The following is a 4,806-nucleotide window of genomic DNA, read 5'->3' on the forward strand; positions in this document are numbered from 1 at the left end:
TCAAACCGGGATGGAAATAAAAGTTATTAAAATCAATACAATGTGAAAATGCAATGAGCATAAGCGTGTAACGTAGGTTTACTGTCTCATACAACAAACCCACCAATAATTCAAGACGTCCTCCACGGGGCGCTTACGTTCGTTCTTCGTGTACCCCCGTGGTAATGCCCATGTTTATCACCGCGGCGCCGTGGTATTTCGCCCAGGCAATAAAGGATTTGACCAACCGTGCACCGGCCGACCCGCCACGATGGCTAGGGGAAATGAAGACGCCGTACTCAAACGCCATCAACTGGCGCGAAAACCACTGTTCCCCGATGCCACCGGCCAGCCAGCCGATGATCTGCCCGTTGTGCTCTGTCACCAGAACACAACCGGCGTCGGCGTTGATAAGGTGATCGGCCAAATCAGCGCATTTTAGCGCGTTAAACGGTGAGTTTTCCGCGTAGCGTGATTCCTGGTACATTCTGGCCCCCTGCGCAATTAACGCCGGGATATCGTCTCGTGTTGCCGCCCGGATCATGGTTAACCCCCATTGCTGGTAAAGGTGGTAATCATCGCCAGAAGGTGAAATGGCAAGGGCTGGCGCTGCTGCACAATCAAGGTATCCTCGCCACGCTCCCAGCCCAGTTTTCCCATATAGTGATCCCCCGTGAACAGCTGTGCGGGTTTATCCAAAATCTTCGGGCCGAATGTGCGAAAAGGGATGATTTAGCCGTTACATTCTGCGCCTATGGTGTCAAGAAAACGCATCGTGACTTCGCTAGTCCGCTTACGCGCGTTCTGCGTTGTGCCCTCCGTCGTGGCAACTTCAGGCGTTAATGTCTCTATCGTGGTGTCGTAGTGGAGGCCTATCTCTACGGTCTTCGCTTTACGCGCCAGCGTGACCTGTCCGCCAGAGACAACGGCACGCGGCATGACCGACCCATCGGCAACCACATCCACCGTTCTGCCCTCCAGGTGCCGAAGCCCCGTCCAGGTCGTGGCGCCGGCCTCGCCGCACCCGGTGATGGCCGCATCGGTATTCAGCACGTTAGCGAACACTTCGACGTAGCGTACGGTTTGCCCGTTAATGTTACGGCGAACCAGCGTATACAGCACGTCATCCCGCTCGGAGGGAATGGACGTCACGGACTCAAAAGCGCCCTCTGTCATCTGGCGTGACCAGGCAACCACATCCTGAGCGCGATCCATCGTCACCGTTACGGCGACACCATCTTCACGCACCTGCCAGATAAGCCCGTCCGGCTGCTGCTGGTAAGCCATATCGCGCCCGCCGACCGCCGTGATGTGCTCCGCCAGTACCGTCAAATCGTTCGCAGCATAGGACACGAAGCTGTCGGGATCGTACGCCACGGCATAGAGCTTGCCGCACGGCCCGCTGGATAAAGAGAATTTCGGTGCCAACGCGCAGCGGACGAATACTGTTACAGCCATACGGGCTGGGATTTTTGACCGAAATATTGGTCGGCGTGATAGCCGCGTCGTTGCCCGACGTAATGGTAAATTCACCGCCATAGGTCAGCGCAATCAGCGTGTTCATCTGTGCTAAATGGACGATCGGGTTGAGCTGATCAGAAGACACTGTAAAGCTGATGGCAGCGTCGTCTTTGGTCCCCAGCTCGAACGACAGATAGGCACCGGTCTCACTCCACAAGATGGTTTGTGGATATTTGGGCGATCCGGCCAACACCAGACGCTGCTGGTATAGCGTCACCGCCCCCGGATAACCCAAATTATCCGTCCAGACCGACTCCTCTCGCGTCCATGAGCCGGGTGACGCGGCCTGTTTGGCGTTTAAATCCGAGCGAAGCGTCTCCACAGCCACCTGCGCACTGTTGATGCGCTGGATCAGGACAAGGCCGCATTGATGCGCACATAGGCACCCACATCCTGGGCAACCCATCCCGCACCATTGAATGGCGGATTTTATTCTCCCCTGGGTCCGCATCACTGAGCGTCAGTGTCACCTCAGAGCCAACGAATTCTTTTGCCGAGGGCTTACACCATTTTTTGGGTGTCTCGCGGATTTCATCAAAGGGCTCGACGATAAACGGTGCGGGCTCCAACACCCAGTCCGTTTGCCCACGACGCTGAAGCCGATAAGGCTTCACCGCCGGATGCACCAGAAATATGGTACCCGCGCCCTGAACGTAATTCACCGAAGGCAACCGGTCAGCGCTGTAGGGGCTGGCAATTTCATACGGCGTGTTATCAGCATTCACCACCGGTTTACCGTTCTGGTAAACGCGCAGGTAACCGTCGCCAAACTCCAACACATACGCCTGTGAACGGTTAAAAACATACGGGATAAGCCGTGCCGGGCGATCTCTGTATTTGGCGGCTGCCGCAAAGCGGGTACCCGGACGGCGCATGACGCCGCCCTCCACCACCACAACGCCATTTTGGATAGCTTTCACTCCATTGGCGTAACGCATAATATCAACGCGGCCCATCAGGCGCGGCGAGACTTCCCCGGCGGTGAAATTGGTTTTAATCAGATTGKCGCGCATCTTAGAGCCTCGACGCCAGGGTGGGGAAACCGTCCAGCCTCTCCGGCGGATCTTCCTGTCCGTTAATGGATTTCGCCTGCTGGAGCAGGAAAGCGGCTTCCTGTGTCAGACAGTCACGCAAGCTGGCAGATCCCGTGACGGCATAAGCCAGTTTTGCCTGCATTGTCACTTCGGCGACGTTGACCAATGGCACGTCCCAGGTCGATTCATCCTCACTGCGAAAGATATAGCGCAGACGGGCCTCCTGTACGTTCGCCAGCAGGCGTTTTCCCTCAATGCGATACGGGATATCGTCATACCGCTCACCCACCGACAGCACCCGGATAAGATCCGCCGGGAGGGGAAACTGGTAGCCAAAACCGAAAGCGGGGCGGTACTGACGGGAGAGAGCACAACGCGTTTAATGGCGCAGTGCCACGGATGGGCACGCAGCAGGTTATTGCGTACAGAAGGGTAAATATTGGCGCAGAGTCTGGCGTGCGGGGTCGCCTCATCGAAACTGTTGATCGGATGCGCCCCCAGCGCCAGCAACGCGTTAGAACAGATAGATACGCTCGAACTCATGGCGACACCTCAAATGAGAAAGGCCGGGGAGCCCCCGGCAAAGATCCCGGCGGCTTACGCGACAAACTCGATGGCGACGACTTTTTTTTCGTTCGCCCGACCGGCACCATAAGACGCATCGACAGAAATCTGGATGGTGTTGTTTTTATCGCGACGCGGGCCGATATCGACGTTGTACTGTGCGCACGTCCCCAAATGCACCGCGGATTTACACCAGGCGGCGGTTTTGGTGGTTACGGCAGGCTCGCCTGCTTTCGCTTCGTCCAACTTTTCGTACGCCAGCCACTTAAAGCCCAGCCAGTTACCGGACACTGCACCCTCCTGGAGCATCTTCACCGCCATAAAGTCGGCACTGGTCAACGTGGTATCGCTGAGGATCTGCGTCAACATGTCGGCGTTGTAGGTGATATACAGCTCCTCACCGTTCTGTTCATCGCACTCGTTACGGCGAAACATGGCCTTGGCGGCGATAAGCTTGGCCTTGGTCATGCCGGTTTTGCCTGCGACAATCTTTTGCGTTGTCGGCAAGGCGACGGGCGCATAAGCACCGGTATCTGATGTTTTGCGCAAAACGGTATCGAGCAACGCCCGATAAATAATGTCGTCCTTTTTGCGGTTAGCTGCAGCCAGGGTCAGTTGTAAATAGGGCCCCTGCGGATCGGCAATCAGTTTGCGCAGGTCACGCTTCTCCACCGGCACGAAGACCCCGTAGTCCGCCATCAAGGCGTTACGCGTCCCCGCTTCAGGGACATCTCAGACCGTATCACCGAACCGTGTGGTGATTTGGGTCATCTCGATAGTGCCCATATCGTTGATGGTGAAGGATGCCCCGGTAATATGGCCTCGGTCAGTGACGGTGGCCTGCAGGCGAGAGTCTTTTTGCTGCGAGGCAATTTCAAACGAATCATGGAACTGCTGCACAAACGCAGCGGTGATCATGTTCTTGTTGGCATCAAAAGCCATAATGCACACTCCAAATAGTGATTAATCGCCTGCGAGGTGTCGGTCTCCCGGCTCGTTTCAACGCTGCCCGGTTGGCGCTGACGGACAGGGGGGATCAGGTATCCGGCTACTCAGCCGGGCTGCTTTGTGAGGATTGTGAGTGTGATGTGCGGTCAGGATCCCGACCAAATGAAACGAGGCCAGCCATGCAGCCGGCCTGTTGAGGGTCACGCGACAGAATGCGCGTATCTGTGCAGCAACACGATCATGATCAGCATGTTTCGGATCGGCACAGGCGTCCGACTTCATCAGGTCACGGATGACTTGCTGCGCCGCCTGGTTAGCGTCCGCCCCCGCCGGCGTATCTTCCTGCATCTCCGCACCCACTTTCGCCAGCATGCGGATAACCAGCGGATTATTGCCGATATCATCCATGCGATCTTTGTCGCCTTCATCGGCCAGCGCATGAAACGCACGGTAGGCCAGACCGATGTTTTTGTTAAATTCAGCGTCAGATTGCCACACCGCGCGTAACTGTGTCCCCGCGGCGTCCGCATCCAGCTCGACCGCACCGTTCACTAACGCCGGGGCACGCTGCAAGTACTCGCCCAGAATAAAGTAAGCGTACGCCCAGCGCCGTATTGATAGTTATTCAGCAGGGATGGTGAGGTTCCACGGCAGGAGCTCTTTGATTTTGTTGATGGGATGATCCGCGATAATCGCCAGCACATGGCGCAGATACTCTTCCGGCTCCACGCCGTTCAGTTTGCAACTGCCGATCAGCGTA

8 protein-coding genes and 1 pseudogene are annotated in these 4,806 nt (G+C 56.5%); all 9 read right to left on the reverse strand.

Going from position 1 to position 4,806, the window contains the following annotated elements; translation table 11 throughout:
• Positions 1-133 precede the first annotated feature (133 nt).
• A complete protein-coding gene (locus ACMX3H_RS17065) occupies positions 134-523 on the reverse strand; it encodes a GNAT family N-acetyltransferase (protein ID WP_415211666.1) in 390 nt (129 codons plus the stop codon).
• Positions 524-525: 2 nt separating this feature from the next.
• Entirely contained in the window at positions 526-678 is a 153-nt protein-coding gene (locus ACMX3H_RS17070) for a hypothetical protein (protein ID WP_415211667.1), read from the reverse strand.
• A 33-nt stretch (positions 679-711) separates the two neighbouring features.
• Positions 712-1,266, reverse strand: coding sequence for a hypothetical protein (locus ACMX3H_RS17075; protein ID WP_415211668.1), 555 nt, complete (start codon positions 1,264-1,266; stop codon positions 712-714).
• A complete protein-coding gene (locus ACMX3H_RS17080) occupies positions 1,220-1,822 on the reverse strand; it encodes a hypothetical protein (protein WP_415211669.1) in 603 nt (200 codons plus the stop codon). Before ACMX3H_RS17080 ends, ACMX3H_RS17075 begins: the two co-directional genes overlap by 47 nt.
• Complete coding sequence (locus ACMX3H_RS17085) at positions 1,737-2,513, reverse strand: hypothetical protein (RefSeq protein WP_415211670.1); 777 nt, start codon at positions 2,511-2,513, stop codon at positions 1,737-1,739. Before ACMX3H_RS17085 ends, ACMX3H_RS17080 begins: the two co-directional genes overlap by 86 nt.
• 1 nt (position 2,514) lies before the next feature.
• On the reverse strand, positions 2,515-2,832 hold the full coding sequence (locus ACMX3H_RS17090) for a hypothetical protein (protein WP_415211671.1): 318 nt from the start codon (positions 2,830-2,832) through the stop codon (positions 2,515-2,517).
• Positions 2,833-3,131: 299 nt separating this feature from the next.
• Positions 3,132-4,040, reverse strand: a pseudogene (locus ACMX3H_RS17095) (phage capsid protein).
• A 57-nt stretch (positions 4,041-4,097) separates the two neighbouring features.
• On the reverse strand, positions 4,098-4,619 hold the full coding sequence (locus ACMX3H_RS17100) for a hypothetical protein (RefSeq protein ID WP_415211672.1): 522 nt from the start codon (positions 4,617-4,619) through the stop codon (positions 4,098-4,100).
• A 48-nt stretch (positions 4,620-4,667) separates the two neighbouring features.
• A partial coding sequence (locus ACMX3H_RS17105) for a transposase domain-containing protein (RefSeq protein WP_415211673.1) occupies positions 4,668-4,806 on the reverse strand: 139 nt, incomplete at its 5' end.

The organism is Sodalis sp. (in: enterobacteria) (assembly GCF_047607725.1).
Lineage (GTDB): Bacteria > Pseudomonadota > Gammaproteobacteria > Enterobacterales > Enterobacteriaceae > JBLKSS01.